The 22,235-nt window shown below is 65.3% G+C and carries 9 protein-coding genes and 1 pseudogene; 5 read left to right on the top strand and 5 right to left on the bottom strand.

Annotation, left to right across the window (positions count from 1 at the left end):
• Positions 1 to 330: 330 nt before the first annotated feature.
• A complete protein-coding gene (locus FNH09_RS05245; protein WP_162468144.1) occupies positions 331 to 7,860 on the top strand; it encodes a toxin glutamine deamidase domain-containing protein in 7,530 nt (2,509 codons plus the stop codon).
• Between the two features lie 272 nt (positions 7,861 to 8,132).
• Positions 8,133 to 9,404: an IS256 family transposase gene (locus tag FNH09_RS05250; protein ID WP_420802739.1), complete on the top strand. Its 1,272-nt coding sequence runs from the start codon at positions 8,133 to 8,135 to the stop codon at positions 9,402 to 9,404.
• 114 nt (positions 9,405 to 9,518) lie between these two features.
• Here the strand turns inward: FNH09_RS05250 and FNH09_RS48185 are convergent, their stop codons facing one another.
• The 3 genes from FNH09_RS48185 to FNH09_RS05260 all read right to left on the bottom strand — a co-directional run bounded on the left by FNH09_RS48185 (position 9,519) and on the right by FNH09_RS05260 (position 14,436).
• A complete protein-coding gene (locus tag FNH09_RS48185; protein ID WP_338017471.1) occupies positions 9,519 to 9,899 on the bottom strand; it encodes a transposase in 381 nt (126 codons plus the stop codon).
• On the bottom strand, positions 9,896 to 10,615 hold the full coding sequence (locus FNH09_RS48190) for a transposase (protein ID WP_238426467.1): 720 nt from the start codon (positions 10,613 to 10,615) through the stop codon (positions 9,896 to 9,898). The genes FNH09_RS48185 and FNH09_RS48190 overlap by 4 nt, the downstream gene beginning before the upstream one ends.
• A gap of 593 nt (positions 10,616 to 11,208) precedes the next feature.
• Complete coding sequence (locus FNH09_RS05260; RefSeq protein ID WP_152885559.1) at positions 11,209 to 14,436, bottom strand: hypothetical protein; 3,228 nt, start codon at positions 14,434 to 14,436, stop codon at positions 11,209 to 11,211.
• 376 nt (positions 14,437 to 14,812) lie between these two features.
• Here FNH09_RS05260 and FNH09_RS05265 point away from each other — a divergent pair, with 376 nt between their 5' ends.
• Both FNH09_RS05265 and FNH09_RS05270 read left to right on the top strand, forming a co-directional pair.
• The gene (locus FNH09_RS05265; protein ID WP_152885560.1) at positions 14,813 to 15,058 is read left to right on the top strand and encodes a plasmid mobilization protein; all 246 of its coding nucleotides are present in this window, start codon (positions 14,813 to 14,815) and stop codon (positions 15,056 to 15,058) included.
• 47 nt (positions 15,059 to 15,105) lie between these two features.
• The gene (locus tag FNH09_RS05270; RefSeq protein WP_152885561.1) at positions 15,106 to 15,429 is read left to right on the top strand and encodes a fic family toxin-antitoxin system, toxin component; all 324 of its coding nucleotides are present in this window, start codon (positions 15,106 to 15,108) and stop codon (positions 15,427 to 15,429) included.
• A 340-nt stretch (positions 15,430 to 15,769) separates the two neighbouring features.
• Here FNH09_RS05270 and FNH09_RS05275 read toward each other — a convergent pair whose 3' ends face one another.
• A complete protein-coding gene (locus tag FNH09_RS05275) occupies positions 15,770 to 16,642 on the bottom strand; it encodes a methyltransferase (protein WP_338017472.1) in 873 nt (290 codons plus the stop codon).
• A gap of 1,054 nt (positions 16,643 to 17,696) precedes the next feature.
• On the opposite strand from FNH09_RS05275, the pseudogene tpg reads away from it, so the two are divergent.
• Positions 17,697 to 18,097, top strand: a pseudogene (gene tpg, locus FNH09_RS05280) (telomere-protecting terminal protein Tpg); the annotation flags it as partial.
• 319 nt (positions 18,098 to 18,416) lie between these two features.
• Here tpg and FNH09_RS05285 read toward each other — a convergent pair.
• Complete coding sequence (locus tag FNH09_RS05285) at positions 18,417 to 22,211, bottom strand: hypothetical protein (RefSeq protein WP_152885562.1); 3,795 nt, start codon at positions 22,209 to 22,211, stop codon at positions 18,417 to 18,419.
• Positions 22,212 to 22,235 lie beyond the last annotated feature (24 nt).

The following is a 22,235-nucleotide window of genomic DNA, read 5'->3' on the forward strand; positions in this document are numbered from 1 at the left end:
TCGCCATCGGCGTCCACCGTCAGGACGGCCACACCAGCATCGCCGCCGCCCTACGTCACACCGCCCGCGACTGGCGAAGGCCCCTGACCGCCCCCGGCACCACCGGATGAATCCGGACAGACCTCGATCATGCAAGGGACCCAGGTTCCCTTGGTCGGACCATCACGGGTGCCGTTTCGTCGTCCGCCCGAGCTTGGCGTTTGGACTCGGCGCCACGATGCCGTTTCCACCTGTTCACTTCGCCGTCACCTGCGAATCGTAGGAATGGTCGACTGGCCGCTCGCGTCCTTACTGGCACCGAGGCCCCGAACCACCAGGAATCGAAGGGGCATGAAGACGCTCTCAGGAATCCAGGCGACCTCGAAGACGGTCTGCTTTCGGATCGTCGACACGCTACGGGGACTCGTCGATGCCGGGCGGCTGGAGAGAGGCGACCTACAGCCTGCCGCCGTTCATCTGATCGGGGCCCTGGAAGGTGCATTCATTCACGCACTGGATTCCCTGCCCCAGTTGAAGGGGCCGGACCAGGAAGCACTGGTGGCTCTCGCGTCGGAGCCGGAGACCGGCCCCGACGGTGAACTCGCCGTCCTGCCGACACCTGATGGCGCCTCCTTCGACGTGCGTGGTCTGGAACGGTGGTGGAGAGAACACACGCCGTCCGCCGATCCGTCCTACGACTCCGTCAGAAACGAGGCGGCGAGGCTGGTCTCCCAAGTGCTCGACGACGAGCGCCCCATACGGGCGGCGACGGAAGGTACGCCTTTGGGGAAGCTGTCTCCCGTCGAGCTGGCCGTGCACTTCGTCACGGCCTACATGCTCCACCACCGAGGGCGAGTGGACAGCGCTGAAGGCGCGGAGAACCTAGCGTTGACCATCGCCGCCTTGGCCCCGCTACGCGGCCGCCCGGCCGAAGCAAGTGCCGCCGTCACGGCCGCCCCAAAGAACACTGCAGCCCCCGAACCACGGAGGGCCAATGGAGTCGTGGCCTATCTGGACGCTCCGAGAAAGGTACGGGAGGTTCCTCAGGCCGCCACGAAATCGGGCAGGCGCACGATTCACAGGCAGAGCGGCGGCCAGCGGGACGTGGCAGGGCTGCGCACTGTTGTCGACAAAGTGGCGATGGCTCATCTCCGTACCGGCCCAGCCGAGAAGACTTCATTGGAGTCGTGCCTCGCTCTCCTGGAGAGTCTGGAGCGAGAGCTGTACCACGAACCGCCGCAGACGGCATTCGCGGGACACCGTGGAGGCCCCAGTGCGGTGCGCGCAGGGACGACTGTGAACGACTCCCATATCGGCACCGGCCGGGAGGACATGACCCTGGCCCGTGGGAGAACCTGGACGCGGGTGGGGACGTCCTGGGCTTCGCTGGTGAAAGCGGTGGAGGCACAGGGCGTGGGCACGACAGCTCTGGTGCTGGGGCATCGTCCCAACGGGAGGATCGGACACGCAGTCGCGCTGAGCCACACCACTGAGGGCCTGCGCTGGATCGAACCACAAGGCAGTCCCGGCAACCGCGTGCTGGTCACGAAGCCCGGCCGACTGGCCGCCGTCTTCGCACGGGCCGTGCTGATCGACGCCAGGGGAAATGTCGTCGACGACGCTCTGCCCCACTGGCAGGAGTCGGATTCCCTGGGCGCCTCTCTCACGGACGCAGCTACAAACCGCCGATACGGCGCCCGCGATTCCCTCGACAGTGCCCCCGTCAAGCTGAGACGACCCGACACCGAGACGGTCCCTGTGCCTGTGACGGACGACAAGCACACTCATCCGGACCGCCCGCGGGCCAGGACCCAGTCCCATGGGTCTCAGCCCGCTACCCCTGACGTGGCAGAGCCCATCGTCCCTCTGGATCGTCAGCGGACGATCACCCAATCCGCATCCCGGCAGGCGGAGCCCCCCACCGACCTGCGCAGCACGGTCCAAGAGGAGGGTCCGACACCGACAGATCCCGCAACCACCTTCGACCGCCAGGCACCGAGCCGGATCACCGAGGGCCGACGCCTTGCCGCCTCTGACCTGCTGGTGAGCCTGCATCAGCAGGAAGCCGTCATTGTCGACCGGATCACGGCCGTTTTCGAGAGGGCCTTCGGTGCCGACATGCCCGCGGCGCGAACCATCGTCGAGCAGGCCTTCGGCCCGGAGACGCTACGCCCGCTCATCTCGGCGATGACCCGCAACGAACGCTGGGCGACACCCATCAGCGGCGGTGGATGGTCGGGACAGATCGCCGTCCGCGCAGTGCTGGGGGATCTGCGCTACCGACATACCGAAAGCCCTGTGGAGATCGAGTTCGAGGGCGGTTCCTCGCATCAGGGAAGCCGGGAGCAGATCACCGATCGACGGCGACGGCTGCAAGGAAACCTGCAGGGACGACTCACCTTCGCGACATGGAGCATGACGGAGTCACTCTCTGTGTCAGGTGAACACCTCCGGGGCGACAAGGGCCTTCACGGCGGAAGCTTCATCGCCCGGCACAAGACAAAGGAGGCTGCCGCGCTCTTCGACGGCGATGTGAAGCTGCTGATCGACCTCAGCGGCCTGATGCGACACGGAAGGCCGTTCACCGGCGATGGAAACGCCGGGCCGCTGAGCATCCCCGGCATCGCGGTGACCGTGGCGATCCCCGAGCGCGACACCGTGGACGCGACAGGCCGAGGCCAACAGTTCGAAGAGCGACTCGCCCCGCCCGCGCGCCTTACCGCCGGGCGCATGGCCTTGTCCGACATCGTGACGGATGTCTGGCCAGCCGACGCCGCTTCGAGCGACGCCGTCAGCGACTTGCTGCGCAACGTGGATTCGGAGGGACAGAGGCTCTTCGGCCGGTCGTTGTGGCCGGCGATCCGCGGCAAACTGACCGAGGAACTGAGCCTGAGCGCGCTCCACCAGAACCTGACCGGTATGACGGCCGGACAACCTCTCACGGTCGAGGCCTTCAACGACCAGGGCGCCGTGACCGGCACCATTGAGATCACGGCCAAGGTGGTGTCAGCGGTCCAGAGCGGCGAGACCAGGCAGACGGAGTTCAATGTCGGCACGGCGGTCGTCCGCTCCCTGGCCCACGAGGACGTCTCGTCCCACGCTCTCCAGCTGCCCGCCCCCCTCCAGGTCAATGTCACATCGATGGGCGGCCAGCCGATCACCACGGGCGGCGGGTCGTCCGTGCAATTCGGCCGTGACCGCGTCCGGCAGTCCCGGACGGTCTTCGAAATCGGGGCCACCACCAAGACCAAGGTCCCCGGCGTACTCTTCGACGGTGTCGCCGAGCTGCAATTCGCGATGCACGAAGGCACACCCCGACCCGACCGAGACAGCACCGAAGCCCGAGCAAGACTCGGCTTCACCGTCCTGCTCGAGCGCCATGAGGCAGGCCGGGCCGAAGCCCTCGCGGAGCCCGATGGGCCTACCGCACTCGCCGACCCCACACCGCCGGTGGACCCCAGGACCGGGCACCGGCTCTGGGAACCCGGCACCGTGGTCCACGCTCCACCGGCCGAGATCTGGAGCGCCGCAACGGGGGGACTCAACGACCGAGTGGTCGTACGTGACCTGCCCGACCTGTCGACCCTGCGTGAACGAATCGACAGGCTCGGGCGTCAGGCTGTGGGCACAGAGCTTTGGGACACCACCCGCGCAGATGTGCTCGCCGCGTTCCACCAGCAACGCCTCGCCGCGCGCATCACCTCGATGACGCGCGGGTATGAGCTTCGCTCCCCGGTGGTCGACGGGGTCGCACTGTCGGCCACGGCGGCTGTCGAGAGGATGGAGTTCAAGTACTACCAGGACAAGGCCGAACTCAACACGGTCAATGAGTCCACGACATCCGAGTCGGCCCAGCGGCTGTGGTCGGACACCACGGCCGCACAGGTCTCGGGGGGTGGCACGGCAACCGTGGACCACACCGGAGATACCTTGAACGTCGGTGGTGTCCATGGGGAGCAGTGGCGGTACCGCCAGGGAACGCAGCACGGAATCACCCACAAATTGGCATCCAACGGCAAGAGCCGGGATCCCCGTGCGATCTTCACCGCCTGGGTCAAGGTCGCCGTCACGGTGACCGGCGTTGGCAGGCAAACCGTCGAGCTGCCCGTCGAGATCAGCATGGATGCTCGCGAGACCCAGCTGTACACGGTAGGTGAAGACGGGTTGGCCGTCTTCACGCGGGACACCATCACCCGCCGGCAGACCCCCATCCTCCCCCCTACCCCGCGCAAGCCTCCCCAGCGCTTCACGGAACGCGGGGCGATGAGCGCATCCGACGTGGTACACAGCCTGGGACCGGAGACCATTCAGGTTCTGAACGACATCGAAACGGAACTCAGGACCCGGTTCGGGACCCTCTCGGACGAAGTGAGGGAACGGCTGTCGAATCGCTTCGACCCGTTCGTCCTGGCGGCAGAGCTGTCAAGCCTGACCCGCGGCGGCGCCATCCGGGCGGAGGTCCCGCTGCGCGGGCATCGTGTGACGATCGTCGTGCGGGCCGAACTCGCACCAGGCTTCCGGCATCTCCGGAGCATTCCTCAGTACGAGTTCGAATTCGGGACGCAACAGCGCGTCTCCTCCGGCACGGCCCAGGATTTCTGGCATCGAAGGACCACGGGCCCACTCCTCAGGTTCAAAGACCACCACGCGGAGGTCTGGGGTGGCTACCAGCACTTGTGGGACCGCAGCCGGGGCCTCGCACAGGGCAGCACCGCTCGGGGCGTCAGCAGCGTCAAAACGGTGGAGGATGCCGACCTGTTCGAGGGGCACGTGCTCATCACCACGGAGATCGTGGTCCACGGACTTGTGCCGAGAACCATCCCGCCGGGCCCTCCGGTAAAGGTCGTCACCACTATCTCGGTGCCCAGCCGCGACACGGATCCTGGCAGTGTCCAGCCGCTGGGCAAACCCGATTGGCCGCGCCGTATCGCGGACAGTCTGCGCCTGGGCAGCACTGACATCGTCACCGACGTCTACTTGCTCGGACCGGAGCGAGGCCGCGATGCCGGGGCGGAGCACACGATCCGGCCTCTGGACGAGTCGGGTTCAACCGTACTCGGTACCGACTGGCGCGGTATGAGGGAGAAGATCCGGGCCGCCCTCCTCGACCGTGACCTGCCTGCCAAGCTCAAGCCGATGATGGCGGGGCACGAGATCGTCCTGCGGCACGGGCGAAGCACAGTCCGCATCTCCGCACACGTGGAGGAGCTGTCCCGTGCGAACCGGACAGGGAGCACGGAGTTCAACTCGGGCGTCGGTATGCAGCGGGTCTTCGCCAGTACCGACGGATCAATCATGGAGGGTCGCGGAATCGGCCACTCCGTGACGGCCGGAGCCTTGGTTACGGTACCCACCCCCATCGGAGTGTCGCCCGTGGTCGGCGGCAACGTCACCGTGAGCTGGGGACAGGATCGACAGGACCGTGAAGCCTGGTCGATCGGTGTGGGCGTGTCCTCGAAGGCGAAGCACCCTGCCGTATCGTACGTCGGCGTTGCGCGTCTGGTGATCCGAATGGAACGCGCGCCCCTGGTGGCGATGGGCGACCAGAACCGGGTCGTGCCCGAGCCGCCGCGGTCCGATGGCCTTCCGCGTGCGGCTTGGCGATCGCTGCGACGCATCGGGACTCCCTCACGCACCATGGCGAGCATGCAGGTCGGGTTCACCGCGCTCGTCGAAAGTGAGACCGCAGAGGGTGCCTCCAAGGCAGCGGCTCCGATGCCGGCCCGCCCGGACGGTCTCCTGCCCAAGCCCGTGGAGGTCCGGATTCCTCCTCGGCGCGTCTGGAGCCAGGGGCTGCTCGACACCGACGTGGTCCGCGATCTCAACTCCGAGGGCATCGCCGACATCCTTCGGGTATTCGGCGCCCGCTGGGCCGGAAAGCGCAGCTGGGAGCAGATGGCGGAGACGGCTCAGCACACGCTCGACCGCACCCGGCTTGCCACGCATGTGAATCTCCGATCGGCCGAGGAGGACCTCAGTGTGCCCTATGTGAGGCGCCGGCTGATCGGTCCCGCGAGCGGCGTCCATGCAAACCTGCGTGTGGTCAGCCTGCGATACGTCGGCTTGGACACGAAGGCGGAGCTGAGCCCCGCGAACGAGGTCAGCACCACCCGAACGAAGACGCGGCTGCACTGGAACTCGCTCGCGGCACAGGCCCAAGTCGGTGTCGCAGAAGGCACAGCCTTTGTAGGCGGAAGAGTACTCGCGGGTTTCGGTTCAGAGTTGCGCAAGCGCCAGGGCTCCTCCCTGGTAGATGGTGGGCACACGGTTTCCCACGGGAAGCTGCCTACCCCGATGGCTGTCTACCATGGCTACGTTGAAGTCACCGTGACGATCGAGGGGCCGTCAGGCCCGCGACGGGAGAACGGCGTCGTACCTGTCGAAATCGCCATTCCCGTGAATGACACCGAAGTCGCGGAGGTGAACAGGATCCCGATCTTCACTCCGCGGCAGCAGGGAGTCGAGGGTTATGTTGTCACGGACCCGCGGCAGGACGGTCCGCATATGGAGCGCAAGGGTCTCGACGACAACGTGCCGGACATCGTGCCGGAAGCCGATGAGCAGATCGAGACGCTGATCGCCCGATATGCGAATCCCGCGGAGTGGGCGGAAAACGCCTGGGGGAAAACCTCCCAGAACGAGAGGACATACGAGGTTCTGAGTACGGTACGGGCCATCGTGACGGAATACTTTCCGGCTCTGCCGCTCTACATACACGAGGCCCAAGAAGGCTTCGAGCGCTTGCCCCGTGGCGAACTCCTCGCCCGAGCCCTCACCAGCGACGTCATGCGCGGTGAACTCAGGCTTCCCGCGGATGATCCGAACACACGCGCCGAAGAGACCGCGGCTGCACCCGGGACACGAGTGCCGGATGTCCGGTCGATCCTGTTGTACTGCGCCGCATTCACGGACACGCTCGAGGTTCCGAGGTCCCCCGTCCCCCTCGTGGACGCCCCGTCGGCCCAGCGCGCCAAGACGCCGGTTCACGACGACCATGCCGCCCTTGGCGACCCTGCCGGGCCAGCAATGGACGACGAACACCATCCTGTCAACGGGCCAGAGCGAGGGAACTCCCCAGGGGCCCCCGTTCCCGAAGGTCGACGAAACGCGCCTGACGCATCCTCTCTGGAAGCCACGCCCGTGCCTCCCGTCTTCGACGAGCCCCACGGCCGGGTGGCCGATGACGCCCCCGACGCCCGGCCAGCTCCCCCTGCCCACGACGAAGCCCTTCTCCATCGCTCGCCCGCCTTCGATGAAAACGGTGGGGCCAAGGGCGCGGAAGCCGCGCTGCCCGCAGCGCGCATCAGCCTTGACGGCGCTGATCCAGGCAGCGAGAAACCTGAAACCCGTCCGGCAAGCCCAGCGGGGGCCACCCGCACCCAGGAACAACAGGCGGACGAACCAGTACGCCGTCCGGCGCCGACCTCAGTGTCCGCCCCCGCGCCGACCGACTACGCCCCGGGGCTGGCCTTGGGGCCAGAATGGCGGCCGTTGGCGATAGAAGTAGAGGCGATCCGACACGAAATCGAATTCCCGCTGCCAAGCCTCCTCGGCGGTGAGGACGTCTCACGCACCCTGGCACGACTGGCTGAGCTCATGGAGAAGCTTCGATCGACCATCGGCAAGGAACGAGAAGAAGTCGCCCGGCAGGTCGACGAAGCACTCAACCCACTCGTGGAACGGGCTGCCGAGCACATCCGCCGACACCTTGCCGGCAGCACCACCCACGTCCTGGGCATGGAGAACTCCGACTTCGTCCTCACGGCCGTCGACAACTCCCAGGTCGCTCTCGTATTCGCCCAAACGCTTGCCGACAAGCTGGAACACCGCGTCATGGTTCAGCTCTCGGCCGGCATGCGCGCTACGATCTGTAACGACTGACGCGCTGAAAGCTGGCTCGTACACGGCGCGACCACCGGGCCCGTACCGTCCCATGTGGGTACGCAACGCCGCGCTGCTGGCCCGCTCGGCCTCGGTCGAGCCCGTGGCGTCCAGCAACAGCCCGTCCAACGGGCGGGCAGCCGCACCCAGGGGTGGTATCTCACCGTCCGAGGGGCCCGCGTCGGGGTGTGTCTGAAAGATCGTGTAAGTCCGTGACGTGACAGGGTGGCGAGGGATCGTTGCTGGTCCCTGGCCTCCCGGATCGGACGGACATGAGTGACTCCGAGAATCCGACCGTCGAGCCGGTCGACAACGAGCTGGTGGACGAGGTCGTCGGGCGGTTGATGGACCGTGCCGATGCCTCAGGGGCGGCCCTGCTGGGTGAAGGCGGGCTGCTGACCGAGGTGACCCGGGCCGTGCTGGAACGGGCACTGGAAGCCGAGATGAGCGGCCACCTGGGCTATGAGAAGCACGATCCAGGCGGCCGGGGGTCGGGCAACAGCCGCAACGGGACCTCACCCAAGACGGTGCTGACCGATGCCGGGGCGGTGACACTGGCCGTGCCACGCGACCGCAACGGACAGTTCGATCCGAAGATCGTGCCCAAGGGCGCGCGGCGGCTGGCGGGCTTCAACGAACGGATCCTGTCGCTGTATGCGCGGGGCATGAGCGTGCGCGACATCCGCTCGCATCTGGCCACGATCTACGGCGTCGAGGTCTCCCCGGACCTGATCAGCACCGTGACCGACGCGGTCGTGGACGAGCTGGCCGCATGGCAGAACCGGCCGCTCAGTGCGGTCTGGCCGATCATCTACATCGATGCGCTGTGGGTGAAGATCCGCTCGGGGTCGGTGGTCAGCCGGCCGGTCTATGTCGCTGTCGGGGTCGACATGGACGGCTGCAAGGACGTCCTGGGGCTGTGGGTCGGTGCCGAGGGCGAGGGCGCCACGACCTGGATGGCCGTGCTGTCGGAACTGCGCAACCGCGGCATCGAGGACGTGTGCATCGTCGTCTGCGACGGCCTCAAGGGCCTGCCCGATGCGGTGACGGCGACCTGGCCGAAGGCCACGGTCCAAACCTGTGTGATCCATCTGGTGCGGGCCTCGCTGCGGTTCGCCTCGAAGAGGGACCACTCCCAGTTGGTGCCGGCGCTCAAAGCGATCTACAGCGCGCCGACCGAGCAGGCCGCCGAGCAGGCGCTGGATGCGTTTGCCGCCTCTGATCTGGGCGTGCGCTACCCGGCAATCGTCCGGACCTGGCAGACGGCCTGGAACGAGTTCACGCCCTACCTGGCCTTCCCAGCCGAGATAAGGAAGGTCGTCTACAGCACCAACATGGTCGAGTCGATCAACGCCCGCCTGCGGAAATCCACCCGCAACCGAGGTCATTTCCCCTCCGAGCAGGCCGCGTTGAAGGTGCTCTACCTCGCAGTCCGGGAACTGATCGAACCCAAGGCACGCGACATCAACCATGTCGCAGCACACTGGAAGAGCGCCCTCAACGCGTTCGCGCTGTTCTTCGAAGACCGGATCAGCATCCGGTGAAAACCGAGGACTTACACAAGAACGCTTACACGCCCCCGCGTCGTGACCGGCGGACGTGTCAGTGATCTGGCTCTTCCAAGATTTTCGTAGGCGTTGATCGCTGTGACAGCGGTGTCAGTTGAGCAGGATGGGCTGGCGGAGGAGGCGGGGTCCGGCTCGGCCGTAGAGCTGGTGTTTGATGAGTTTGATCTTTGTGTTGCTGCCTTCGGTGCGGCCGTTGTGCCAGGGCAGGGTCACGGCCGCGTCGATGGCGGTACGGTCGCGTTCCAGGCCGGTGGTGAAGGCGTGCAGGAAGGGCAGGTTCGCGGCGCGGGTTCGGGTGATCCAGTCGGTCAGCTCGGCGGCGTTGTGGTCGGTCGGGATCAGGAGCTGGGCGAAGGATCGGATCTGCGCCGCCAGGGTGGTCATCTCCGTGCAGGTTGCGGCAAGTTGGTCGCGGAGTCGGTGCTGGTTGTCGTCGAGTCGGTCAGGATGGCGGGTGAGCAGGCCGGTCACCCAGCGTGGGGAAAGCGCGGCGTGGTCGGCTTCGACACGGCCGGAGTTGATGGAGCGGACCAGCAGGTTCGCACTGCCCGCATGGCCGTGTTCGTGGATCTCGGCCGGCAGATGGTGACCGGGGCGGCCGGGTCCTTCTCGCGGCGCTCGCGCAGATGGTCCCGGTAGGGGTCGGCCAGTCCGGGCCGGTAGGTCGGCGTGCGCACCAGTGGGTCGGGCTCGGTGTGGCGGGCGTGGCGTTTGACGGTGTTCATGGCCAGGCCGAGCCGGCGGGAGCACTCGAGCAGGCCGACGCCCTGGTCGAGCAGGCAATGGACCTGCTGCCGTAGCTCGCGGGTGTTCTGAGCGCGTTTGCCCTCGAGCAGCACAGTTCCGCACTTGCCCCAGCATGAGCTGTGGGCCGTGACCTTTCTGACCACGGCCTCGACGAGCCCGCGCCAGAGGTGCCGGCGGTCCTTGACCTGCACGGTCTGCGGGTTGGCATCGAGGGCAGTCTGGGCGGAGCTTCCCGCGCCGTCGCGGCAGAGCACCCGTGCGCCTGGGTGCTCCCGCAGCCAGGCGCAGACCGTTGCAGCCTTCCGGTCCGGCAGCACCTCGATGCGCTGACCGGTCTGGGTGTCGATGATGATCGTGGCGTAGCGGTGGCCGCGCAGCAGCGCGAACTCGTCGATCCCGACCACTCGCGGGGCTTCGCGTTTCGGCGGCGCGATGCGCATCAGGCCAGTTCAGCACGCTCGCCCGGCTCACCATCTGATGCAAGACCGTCAGCAGGCGGGCGCCGGCCGAGCCGGCCAGCACTTGGGCGATCGCCTCGATCACCCGGCGCAGTGCGGGAGTTCGCCGCTGATATCGCTCGGTCAGCCCCGCCACCTGCTCGACGAAGGTCACCTTCGAACAATCCGAGTTCTCGCCGTACAGGCGCCGCACACACAGGTCGATCACGACCGGTCTGCCGCCGACGGCCTCGTCCGCGATGTCCCGCACGTACCGCGAGTGCACCCGCGAAGAAGACTCGCCGCACCCCGGACCAGCACACCGGACCCCGTCCCTGGTCCGGGCCGTGATCCGGATCAGGTCCGCCCCCGCACACACCCGCTCGACCCGCACCTCAGCCAACTGCGGTAACAGCACGGCCAGTTCGACATCACACACACCCAGCCCGCACGAACGCAGCGCACGAGCACCGAGGAACACCCAGACGATCAACGCCTACGAAATTCTTGGAAGAGCCATCTTTCAGACACACCCGTGACCGGCGGGCCCCGAGCTGCGAGGCCGCCCGATTCCGTCACTTTCGGAGTGTGGTGGGTTATTGCGCACAGACCGGGATATGGCCACCCGATGGAATCTCAACCATGACGCGGTGATCGAGTTCGTTGGCGAGTAGCTGGGCGAATATGAGGCCGGCTCGGGGGTTGCCGGTGTTGGTGATAAGGAAGTCGGAGTTGCTCATGCTCCAGATGACTCCGGTAGCGCCGTCTCGGTGAGCGCTCAGTGCGTGGAGGTGGTTGCGCACGTGCTCGGCTGACTGTCGCACGAGGTCACGGAGTTCTTCGTTGACCAGCCCGGCGGGTTCCTGCTGTTGTTCGTTGCCCATAGCCAGAGGTTGCAGCACCAGTTCGGCAAATCGTGCCATGGTGTATTTGTCGCCGAGCAGGCTCGGCACGGAGAAGGGGATCCGGTGCCGGATTGGCTTCACTGGCAGGTTCTGCCATGCCCCTCCCCAGGCAATGCCAGGCGCCTCCGGGATTTTTTCGACATCTGCCCCGTCAAGTGTCGATGACGTCCCCGGCGCCGCAGACCTGCTGATGGCGGCGACTGGAGCGGGTGGCGGTGTTTCCACCGGTGTCGGCGGCACGGTCGACGAGGTGGTTTCGGTTGGACTCAGCGATTCAACAGCTGATGGCGCTGTGAACTGAGGTGGTGCGTTGCGCTGGGAGCCTTGGGGGAGCCATGGCTGCAGCTGGGTCTCAAGACGGGCGATGAGAGCTTGCTTGGGGTCGGATGTCTTGCGTGCATCGTCCAAGGCTTGTGCCAGGCCAGTGCGCATCGGGTCATCGGTGAGGGCTATGGACGCGTGGACAGTCCGTGGAGCGGAACGCGTGCGGGCTTGCAGATGGTTTTGCAGCCGCAGAAGTCCGTCGAGGGATTGCTGGTAGCGCGGCCGGTGCTGCTGTGCGATCGGCGAGTTGGGAGCCAACGCTTTGAGCAGCTTGATGCGGGCGGCTTCGAGTTGAGGAATGACCTCGGGAGGGATCGGTTGCCTGAAGGCGGCGTGCTCGGCGATCGCTTCAGCGATGGTGAGGCCTTCAACGAAGGACAGTATTTTCGTGGCCTGGCCGGGCGTCTGCAGAGCCTCCAGGTATGGGAGGAGGAGTTGGGCCTCTTTCACCAGATGGTGATCGATGACACGGGCGGCCCTGGCGCGCGTACGCGTGTGATCCCAACCTGTGAAGTGCAACGCCATGGAGTGGGCCTTATTCGCGAGATCAGAGAGTTCACGGGACGTCTCGAATAGGGCACCATCGTCCATGCGGGGGAGCGATCTGAGCTCGAACAAGGCCAGCGGAAGTGGCCCGTTCTTCGTGTCCAAAGACTCGTAGGCGGCCTTATCTTCCATGCCGACAGTCTCGCGCTGGTTCAACCTTTCGCCGCGGATCATCGCGGTCAAGTAATCCCTGTGACTCGCTTTTCCATACGTGTGTTCCTCCATGATGCCTGAGGTAGGGATTACGGGCTTGCTTTTCATTTGCTTTTGATAGTGGTCCACCACCTCCAGCAGTCTCGCCAGGAATCGGTCGGCGATGAGGCGCTCATTCTCCATCAGGAAGGCCTGGACAGGGGTGCTCAGAGATTCGTGTAGTGCATAAAACGGATTCCGCAGTGCCGCTGGGAGCATGTTCTTGGGCAGAGAGTTTTCGCGGAATCGCAGCTGGAGAGGAACTGCAGAGGCATGGCTGAACATCAGCCATGTATAGGCTTCCATTTCTCGCAGATAGGGTGTCACCCGGCCCAGGAAGTCTAGCTGACTGGCTTCCACCGGCCGTCCCAGCTGCTCGGCTGCGAAGGCTGTTGTGATGTCGGTGGCGAATGCCCGTGCTGCTGCTGCGGCAGGTTGCACGTAAGTCTTGGTCTTTGAGATTCGATCTTGCGCCAGCGCAATAATAAGGCTCGCCCCGCCAATGTTGGCGCCGACAGTGAACTGCGGATAGGTGCCAGGGTGGTTGTCTCCTGCCACGGACGGGTGAACCAGCACTTTCTGGCCAGCTGGTCTAAATGTCCAGCCCTCGCGTGGCCCGAAAAGATCGACAAGGCGCACTGGGATTTCCGCCCGAGTGGCCCAACCCAGCCGTTCACGAATGTATGCATACATGCGCATACCGTCTTCCACGCCAAGACTGGCTTTCCCAGTCACGTCGAGCGCCGGCGACACCACTTCGATGGTTTTCATCAACCGCTGTTCCAGTGGCGACTGCTGGGACGATGGGCGCTGTTCCAGCAGCGCCTGCTGTCTGTCGAATTCGCGTGCATCTTCTTTTGAAAGGAATTCCCGGCCGCCAACAATGAAAACGGTGGTACTGTCGGTTGTCAGCGTAAAGCCGTTGACATTCTTCGCGAGTGTGATCTTCGATTTGAGAGCAGAACCGTCGGTGGTGGAGAGCGGGTGATTATTGACCTCGAATTCAAAGCCGAGGGCACCGTAGCCGAGGCCGGTGGGGCCGTCCACCAGTTCCTGCCCACGGACGGCTGACTGGGGCTGAAGAACGTCGGAGAGCTCGGCGGGGTCGGTCGACCGTCCGGTGTGGTCGATCACGATCATGCGTGTACCGCGTCCGGCGCGGAGCCATTCGTGCTCCGGTAGCAGTGAGGGAGCAGGTACATCCGCGACGGCGGGACGGTCTTGCAGGTCCACGCGTAGAATCTTCGGCTCGCGTGTCGTCTGGTCCTCGACGATAGCGTAGAACAGGACGTGCCCAAGGCCCTTCTCACCCTGCTCCAGGACCACGGCGATATGTTCCGGACCGACCTTGTGCAGTGCCTCGAATACCTGTTTCTGCGACAATACCGGTGACCACGTCCCGCCGGGAACGAGCCGGTCTCCGACCCGGTTGGATCCAACACCCAAGTCATCCTGGGCGGCGGACGTCCCAATCCTCCGACCGAAAACGCGCCGCAGGAAAGCTTCGGCGAGCTCGACACAGTTCTCCAGTCCTGGCCGCACCCCCACCCGCTGTGCTACCGCCATGGCAACCGCGGTCAGATTTCCTTGCGTAATCGGCTTTTCGGCCGACAGCTGACCATGCCGCCTCACAATCAAAGCCGCGAGCTTCTCGCGGTCATTGGGGTTGGCGAGAGTCATGATCTTCCGTGAGGGAACCGAGGCCATAGCCTCCAGCACGTCCTGTGCCTTGAGGTTGCCCGGGGGTTTCTCCATCATCCGCCGATACACGTCCGTGACTTCTTTTACATGCTCGACGAACCGATCAAAATCCTCATCATAAGAGAAGCAGATCTCATGCCGTCCGGGACGGGTCATTCGGACCAACACTCCGTTTCATCTGAAAATCCCTCGGGACACCAAATCATCGCCACACCACACATGAAACCAGGCGCCAGGTGCCGGTCCATCAAGCGAGGACGTACAGGTCAGTTGAGGGGGAATTGTGTAACCAGTCAGCATAGATCCAGCACGACCTATCTCTCCCCGGTCCCGGACGAGCTCGTCCCGAACGTGCACCACAGTCGCCTTATGGGCCGGGGCAGTTGCAAATTATGTTGGTCTTGGCTGGAAGACCACGGCGTCGGAAACCGCCGTGCCACCTGCTGGAGGCCCCCGAGGGTATCGAACCGCGGCTGCGGAGAGCTTTCGCCGATGGGGTGTAGCGGAACGTACGTTTTGCTACGGTAGAGACATGAGCGGCCAGAGGCAGATCAACGTGCGAGTGGACGAGGCGACGGCCGCCGGGATCGAGGCGCGGGCGAAGGCCGCCGGCATGAGCGTGCCCGACTACGCCCGTCAGGTCCTCGCGGACGAGGCGAATGACCTGCGGCACCGGTTCCTCGGCGCGGGCGCGCACTTCGCGGACGCCTGGGGCGACACCTTCGCGGAGCAGTTCGGGCATCCGAAGGCCGGCGGCGGCGCTGGGGCTGCTGCGTGATTGTCCACATCGATCGCGCGTGGCTGCTGGACCTTGCGCACCGGAACATGCCCGGTGACCCTGACATCACGGACTTCGGGTCGATGGCCGCCGCCGTGGCGAGGCACGCGGACCGGGTGATGGAGACCCCCGTGTACACCGAGGTGCATCACCGCGCGGCTGCGCTGATGCACCAGCTGATCCGCGTACCGGCGCTGGAGCACGCCAACGAGCTGTTCGGCGCGGTGGTGGCGGCGGCGTACCTGACGGCGAGCGGGGCCATCGTGACCGTGGGAGCGAAGGAAGCGGCGGAGCTGGCGGCGCGGATCGACCGGGATGCGCTGGACGTTCGGGCAGTCGCGGAGGCCATCCGGGGGTGGGTGGCGGCGTAGGCAGTCGGCCCGGTGGACGCTGAAACCCAAGCCCTGAGATGGCCGGGGGTCGAGGCGGGGCGATGCCGCAGCAGGCGGCGAAAGCGGATGCCATGGCGGCAGACCAGGATCGGCAGTGCCGACCGGGCGGCCGGTTGGGCATGCCGTCTGAACGCTGATCAAGCAGTCGCGGGACTCCAGGCGACCGTGAACCGAGGGCCGTGAAGCCCCTCGGGCCAATGGCATGCCTGAAGCCCCGCGCCCTGCTGCACAGCGCGCGCTACGGCCGCCTACGTCGAACGGCAGGCGGTTGCCGGATCGTGTGCGCGCTTCTTGTTGTGTCCGGTGCTGAGAGCAGCGCTTACTTGGTGGCGTAGATGGCCGTGTAGCCGCTGATGAGCGGACGGGCGGTGACCTTCGCGAACCCGGCCGACTCCAGCCAGCCGGTTGCGTCGGCGACCGTGTACTCGGATCCGCCTTCGGTGTCGATGAGCATGTTCAGCGAAACCATGAAGCCATAGGTGTTGTGGCGACGCGCGTCGTCGATCATGGCGTCGTAGACGATGAGGGTGCCGCCCTCGGGCAGGGCATCGTATGCCTTCTGGAGAAGGAACTGACGCTGTTCGAGGTTCCAGTCGTGGAGGATCTGTCCCATGACGTAGACGTCGGCCGCAGGGAGCGGGTCCGCGAAGAAGTCGCCGGCGTGGAAGGTGAGCCGGTCGGACAGGCCATGAGCGGTGACCAACTCCTCGAACACGGGGCGGACCGGCGGCAGTTCGAAGACTGCGCCGGTGATGTCCGGGTTGGACCGCAGCACCGCGGCAGGCACGGCGCCCAGCGCACCGCCGAGGTCGACCACGTACCGACGCCCGGTCCAGTCGAAGTCGGCGGCAAGAGCGCCTGCCAGGGGAGTTCTGACTCCGTTCATTCCGTTGAGGAAGTTGCGCCAGGCGACCGGGTCCTGGCTGAGAGTGGCGAAGAACGGAACCCCGGTGTGCGTGACTTCGTTCTGCTGGGTGCCGGTCTGCAGGGCAAGGAGGAGGTTGTCCCAGAAACCGAAGAGACGGGCGTTGACCATCTCGAGGATGCCGCCCATGTAAGAGGGCTTGGCCCGGTCCAGGAACACGTCGGCCGCAGGGCTGTTGTGGTAGACCCCGTCTTCGTCGCGGTTGAGCAGACCCAGCGATACGAGGGCGTCCAGGAAGTCGGCGGAGGACCTCGGGTGGAGGCCCACCTCGCCGGCGATGGCCTCCCGATCGCGGCCGCCTTCGCCAGAACGGTGAAGATCCCCAGCTCCACAGCGCTCAGGAGCGTCTTGGACGCCATGAAGCCGAAGCCCAGCTGCAGAATCGGCTCGGGGGTGATCGGTTGGTCGGCGGACATGTCAGCTCCTACTTGATCGAGAGGTGAGGCTGGCGACTTCGTGCGCTTCGGTCATCCGGCCGGAGCTGATATGCATGCTCTGCGGCACGGCCACGTCAGGCACCTCCCGCGCCGTGGTGCCGTCCGCCGCGGCGGTGGCCTCAGCGAAGCCGGCACGCGCCGTCCGGAAGGGAGCGCGGACCGGTCCGGGGGCGAGAGACCGGCCTGGCACTCGACACCGACCCTCGTCTACGTCGTCGAACTCGACTACCAGGTCACCTCCCGTCGAGGCCCACGTGCGGACGGACAACGGCCGCTACCTGCGCGCCCGGTACAACCGGCTGCACAAGGCATACCCGGCTACCACTCCCGACCTCGGCGCCACCCCTCGCCATGACCCTCCCCGCGGCTTCCTGCGGGTCACGGAACGCCACAGGGACGCCGACCCCGGATACGGCGATCCTGCTGACGGCGATCAAGGCGACGGCCAAGGGCGGCATCGGCGAGCTCCGCGAACGCCCGCGCGGCGGCGGATGGCGCCCGGCCAGACGTGGCCGGCCCTGTCCCGGCCAACCTGGGGCCCCGACAGCCGTGCCGCGGTGATCTCCACGACCCGGTCAACATGCACCGCAAGATGCTCAAGCTCGCCATCGCCACGGGCCGCTACCCGGTCGCGGTGCCGTCGGACTGCGTGGTCTACCCTTCCGACGGAACCCAGCCCGCTGGACGTCCTGTCCCATACCGGCGACAAGCCTCTGCCCGGCACCTTCCGGCTGGGCGTGACCCCCGGGATGGTCAAGCACGAAAGCACTCAGACCGCGTTCCGGGCCGAGAGCGAACGCGAAGAACACGGCCCGGACCTCAACCTCGCCCGCTTTATCAAGGACGGCATTGTGGCCCAGGCCGAAGACAGTGGGGAATCACCCATGGGCATCATCGGCGACAGCCTGGACCGGGCCCTGCGGGGCACCTTCACCTGCCCCATTCCGAAGACCGCCCCGGCCCAGATGCGCTACCTCGTCAAACAGCTCAAGACCACCAAGGCCGTGGCCCACGTACTTGGGGTCTCGCAGCGGACCGTGGAACGCTACGTCAAGGGCCGGATCAAACGGCCCCGCGCCGACCTCGCCGCCCGGATGGAGCGCGAAGTGACCCGGCGCTGGCAGCCGCAGGTCCGCGCCCGCGCCAAGCAGGCCGCGGCCACCACCGGCGGCATCGTCATCGACACCCGCGCCCGCTTCGGCTTCACCGTCGCCCCGGAAGTACCGATGACGCCCGACTGCGCCTGATCACCCAGGCGCTGCCACCCGCGTACGCGGCCCGGCTCGGCAGACCCCCAGACCCCCCGCCTGAGCCGGCATATGGCTGTGTACGTCACCCGTACACAGCCAGCCGGAGCACAGCATCCGCATGGCGCTGGTCTTCAACCAGCCGGCCGCGCGAACAATTGGCGACTGTTGGTCAAGATGTCGCCGACCATGCTGCGTCTTCACCAACGGCCCAAATCTCAAGTGCCGCCGCAGAATCGGCCAGTCGGCTGCAAGTTCTTGGACACTGCTCGCCGCCAGGCCCATGGCTGCCACCCTCCCCTGAACGCTGGTTGCATGCCGCGGAAATGACTCGCTGTGAAGGACAGCACGTTTTTATTATATGCAGATGTTGATCACTTGCCCACCGATGTCAAGCCTGATGGTTTGTTTTAGTACATCCACGGTCTCCTTGACGAACTTCACCGCGTCATCGAACCCGGCAGCATACCCTTCGACTCTGACGAACAACTCTGGTGTTTCGCCCGGCAGCGCAGCTTTAAGGCCGTCCTTCAAAACCTTAACCGCAACCTTGCGCTGATCCGCAAATTCAGCTGTGCCATACTTCGCCAGCGCGCCCGCCTCAAGTACAAACGTGTGGCGCTCCGTATCCGGACGCAATGCCTGTTCCACTGCCGGTTTCGCAGGTTCCGCAGTGGTGTCGTGGTGCGGTGTCTCCTGGACCGGTGGTGAGGCATCGCGTCCGATGGTGAGAGCGTCGGGCGACATCGATCCGCGTGGGGTCTCCAGAAATGCCGTTCTGGGTCGCGGGGAAGTTTCGAGGTCTTCAGTGGCCGGACGATTGTGTGTGGAGGTCTCGGAGGGTTCGAGGACGACGTGGTTCGGATTGCCCGGCAGATACACCGCGGGACGGTCCGGGTGCTGAAGTGCGGTCTGGTACTCGTAGAGACGGAAGACGTCCATACGGTCCAGGCCGGGAATTATCTCCATCGCCTTATCGGCCGCGTCATTGACCAAGGATTCAATGCTGGCGATCGACAGCTCGCGATCCGGTACGAGATCCCGGTCCTCTTCGAGAACCACAAGATTGAGAGCGTGCAAGAAGTCCCACAGATCCTTCAGGCGGGAAACCAGCTGCCCGTCAGACGACTCTGCCGGGATATCCTCTTGCTGCTTGCCCTTGCCCACAGCCGGCACTTCGGCGCGGGCCACAGCCACCGCGGCCGTCACCTGACGCAGACGGTCACGATATTCCTCCTCCGCCTCCCCCTGCCCCAGGACCGGGCGGTAATCCAGCGCCTGCCACACGAGACCGGATGCCGCCGCATACTGCGCGCCGGCAAACTCATCCGTCCAGTTCCGGGAACGCGCCCACTCGATCAACCATGCATCGTCAACCGCAACGTCCCCTGCACCCGCGGCACCGTCCCCCACTCGCAGGCCGCCCGGACGGCTCGGACCGCTCTCGGCAATCCCCACCCGGGTGCCGGACTCGCCGACAACAGCCGACGGAATCTCACGCGACGCGCCCGGCCTCCCGAATCCCTCAACCGGTCGCCCGTCAACACTCGGAGAATGCATATATCCACGGGCCGCACGCCGCACCAAAGTAGCGTAGTCATCGTAGACAGCCTGGGACGTCTTCTGCCCGGGAAGATGCGGCACCAATGCAGCAGACAGGTTACCGGGAATTTCATCCTCGAGAAGACGGCGATAGAAATTGTATGACGTCGCGATATCGGCCCGCACCGCCGTCGAACCCGGCACGAACGGAAAACCACGATCCCGGTGGTCATTCGTCACCGCGATGGAAGCAACATCCATCAAATAGGCATCGAAAAGATCCGTGACATCCTGGGTGGTCGCATCGAACGTCCCCCCTTCCGTCAGGATCACCCTGGCCATCTCGATAACGGTACGCCTGTACACATCGAAATAGTGGCCACCCATCGAAGCCGCATACACATGCTCGGCCTGAGACCCCGCAGACGCCGTCATCATCCTCGCTGGGACGCCCGGCACGAAAACCGGCGTATTGTGATAATGCCGGTCCCCATCAGCGCCATTCATATTCCGCGGCAGGGGGTGCGCGCCGAATTCGTGCGCAATCATTCCCGCAAGATAACCCAAGCTGTACCGCTCGAAATAATACGCCGCAAGCGTGATCTGCGGCCCCTCGGGGCTCGGTATGATTTCCGCCGGAGAATCGGCAAGCCGCTTCTCCAGGATAATCCGCGTAGGACGTCCTGCCAGATATTGCTGGATGCCCTGATGCAACGACAGAATCGACGCCAACGCAGCAGCCTTGCCTATAAAAATCGGCTCATGCGTCGAAAGATTGGCAAAAAAGAACTTCCCCACAGGTAGCCCACGAGTCTGAACCACACCAGTCGACGACCCCGACGACGACGACGCCGCCGCCGACGACGCCGACGACGACCCAGATGTCAACCAATTCGGCCAAGGCGCCCCACCCCGCATCCGCGGAACCGGCAACCCACGATGAGCATAAGCAACATGATCCGCCCGCTCACCCAAAGCCATCCGACCCCACACGGCCCCGGAAACACGTCCCTCGGCCACCGAACGAGCCGCCTCAAACTCCGCATCATCCAGGCGCGCCCCCTCACCCATCCCCCGCAACGCCCGATCCACCGCAGACCGCAGACCGGACTCATACGAAACCCCACCACCCACAACCCCAACGGGTTCGTGCACTTCAACGGTGGTGTCGTGGTGTGGTGTGTTCTGGACCGGTGCTGCGGTGTCGCGTCCAATGATGGGTTCGCCAGCGGGTGCCGACTGTGGCGTGCCCTGTTCTCCGGCGTCCCGGCCGCGTGGGGTCTCCAGAAATGCCGTTCTGGGTCGCGGGGAAGTTTCGAGGTCTTCAGTGGCCGGACGATTGTGTGTGGAGGTCTCGGAGGGTTCGAGGACGACGTGGTTCGGATTGCCCGGCAGATACACCGCGGGACGGTCCGGGTGCTGAAGTGCGGTCTGGTACTCGTAGAGACGGAAGACGTCCATACGGTCCAGGCCGGGAATTATCTCCATCGCCTTATCGGCCGCGTCATTGACCAAGGATTCAATGCTGGCGATCGACAGCTCGCGATCCGGTACGAGATCCCGGTCCTCTTCGAGAACCACAAGATTGAGAGCGTGCAAGAAGTCCCACAGATCCTTCAGGCGGGAAACCAGCTGCCCGTCAGACGACTCTGCCGGGATATCCTCTTGCTGCTTGCCCTTGCCCACAGCCGGCACTTCGGCGCGGGCCACAGCCACCGCGGCCGTCACCTGACGCAGACGGTCACGATATTCCTCCTCCGCCTCCCCCTGCCCCAGGACCGGGCGGTAATCCAGCGCCTGCCACACGAGACCGGATGCCGCCGCATACTGCGCGCCGGCAAACTCATCCGTCCAGTTCCGGGAACGCGCCCACTCGATCAACCATGCATCGTCAACCGCAACGTCCCCTGCACCCGCGGCACCGTCCCCCACTCGCAGGCCGCCCGGACGGCTCGGACCGCTCTCGGCAATCCCCACCCGGGTGCCGGACTCGCCGACAACAGCCGACGGAATCTCACGCGACGCGCCCGGCCTCCCGAATCCCTCAACCGGTCGCCCGTCAACACTCGGAGAATGCATATATCCACGGGCCGCACGCCGCACCAAAGTAGCGTAGTCATCGTAGACAGCCTGGGACGTCTTCTGCCCGGGAAGATGCGGCACCAATGCAGCAGACAGGTTACCGGGAATTTCATCCTCGAGAAGACGGCGATAGAAATTGTATGACGTCGCGATATCGGCCCGCACCGCCGTCGAACCCGGCACGAACGGAAAACCACGATCCCGGTGGTCATTCGTCACCGCGATGGAAGCAACATCCATCAAATAGGCATCGAAAAGATCCGTGACATCCTGGGTGGTCGCATCGAACGTCCCCCCTTCCGTCAGGATCACCCTGGCCATCTCGATAACGGTACGCCTGTACACATCGAAATAGTGGCCACCCATCGAAGCCGCATACACATGCTCGGCCTGAGACCCCGCAGACGCCGTCATCATCCTCGCTGGGACGCCCGGCACGAAAACCGGCGTATTGTGATAATGCCGGTCCCCATCAGCGCCATTCATATTCCGCGGCAGGGGGTGCGCGCCGAATTCGTGCGCAATCATTCCCGCAAGATAACCCAAGCTGTA

Origin of the sequence: Streptomyces adustus (assembly GCF_009377175.1) — a bacterium.
Taxonomy (GTDB): domain Bacteria; phylum Actinomycetota; class Actinomycetes; order Streptomycetales; family Streptomycetaceae; genus Streptomyces; species Streptomyces adustus.

Bases quoted from the DNA above. Each gene is read 5' to 3' on its own strand.
- FNH09_RS05245 (WP_162468144.1), top strand. From the start codon at position 331: ATGAAGACGCTCTCAGGAATCCAGGCGACCTCGAAGACGGTCTGCTTT.
- FNH09_RS05250 (WP_420802739.1), top strand. From the start codon at position 8,133: ATGAGTGACTCCGAGAATCCGACCGTCGAGCCGGTCGACAACGAGCTG.
- FNH09_RS48190 (WP_238426467.1), bottom strand. From the start codon at position 10,615: ATGCGCATCGCGCCGCCGAAACGCGAAGCCCCGCGAGTGGTCGGGATC.
- FNH09_RS05260 (WP_152885559.1), bottom strand. From the start codon at position 14,436: ATGACCCGTCCCGGACGGCATGAGATCTGCTTCTCTTATGATGAGGAT.
- FNH09_RS05265 (WP_152885560.1), top strand. From the start codon at position 14,813: ATGAGCGGCCAGAGGCAGATCAACGTGCGAGTGGACGAGGCGACGGCC.
- FNH09_RS05270 (WP_152885561.1), top strand. From the start codon at position 15,106: ATGCCCGGTGACCCTGACATCACGGACTTCGGGTCGATGGCCGCCGCC.
- FNH09_RS05285 (WP_152885562.1), bottom strand. From the start codon at position 22,211: ATGATTGCGCACGAATTCGGCGCGCACCCCCTGCCGCGGAATATGAAT.